Annotated in this window: 1 protein-coding gene; it reads left to right on the top strand. The window is 55.7% G+C overall.

Going from position 1 to position 1,042, the window contains the following annotated elements; translation table 11 throughout:
* Positions 1–45 precede the first annotated feature (45 nt).
* Positions 46–1,042, top strand: a 997-nt coding sequence (locus tag DBR18_RS06375; RefSeq protein WP_108589701.1) for an OmpA family protein, incomplete at its 3' end; no start/stop codon positions are given.

The following is a 1,042-nucleotide window of genomic DNA, read 5'->3' as shown; positions in this document are numbered from 1 at the left end:
CGGTTTGCGGGACTGCTTCACAATCACCAGATGGGGATTTAACGGATGAAACTGAAAAACACCTTGGGCTTGGCCATTGGTTCTCTTATTGCCGCTACTTCGTTCGGCGCATTGGCACAAGGCCAAGGCGCAGTTGAAGGCGAGATCAACTACAAGAAGCAGTACAACGACAGTGTTGATCACGTCGAAGACGGCTTCAACCCAGGCGCCAAAATCGGTTACTTCCTGACCGACGACGTCTCGATCAACTTCGGCTGGGATCGTAACAACCACACCCGTTCGAACGACGGTACCGGCAGCCAGAAACTGCGCGGTGACAACTTCGGTCTGACCGCTCAATACCACTTCAACAACGCTGGCGACGCTCTGCGTCCTTACGTTGAAGGTGGCGTTAAGCACGGCAACCTGACCAACGTAGCTGCTGACGGCCACACTGGTCGTGACCAGTCGACTTTCCTGACTGCTGGCGCTGGCGTTAAGTACTACTTCGCCGAAAACTTCTTCGCCCGTGCTGGCGTAGAAGCTGACTACAAACTGGACAACGGCCGTTGGGACTACGCTCCATCGGTTGGTCTGGGTGTGAACTTCGGTGGCGGCGGCAAGCCAGCTGCTGCTCCAGTTCCAGCTCCGGCTGAAGTCTGCTCCGACAGCGACAACGATGGCGTTTGCGACAACGTTGACAAGTGCCCGGACACCCCAGCCAACGTAACTGTTGACGCTGATGGCTGCCCAGCAGTTGCTGAAGTTGTTCGTGTAGAGCTGGACGTGAAATTCGACTTCGACAAGTCGGTCGTCAAGCCAAACAGCTACGCTGACATCAAGAACCTGGCTGACTTCATGAAGCAGTACCCAGCCACTCACACCACTGTTGAAGGTCACACTGACTCCGTCGGTCCTGACGCTTACAACCAGAAACTGTCCGAGCGTCGTGCAAACGCCGTTAAGCAGGTTCTGACCAACCAGTACGGTGTTGAGTCGTCCCGCGTTCAGTCGATCGGCTACGGCGAAACCCGCCCAGTTGCTGACAACAAAACTGAAGCTG

Origin of the sequence: Pseudomonas sp. HMWF021 (assembly GCF_003061005.1) — a bacterium.
Lineage (GTDB): Bacteria > Pseudomonadota > Gammaproteobacteria > Pseudomonadales > Pseudomonadaceae > Aquipseudomonas.
This window is presented reverse-complemented; position numbering and strand designations above follow the sequence as displayed.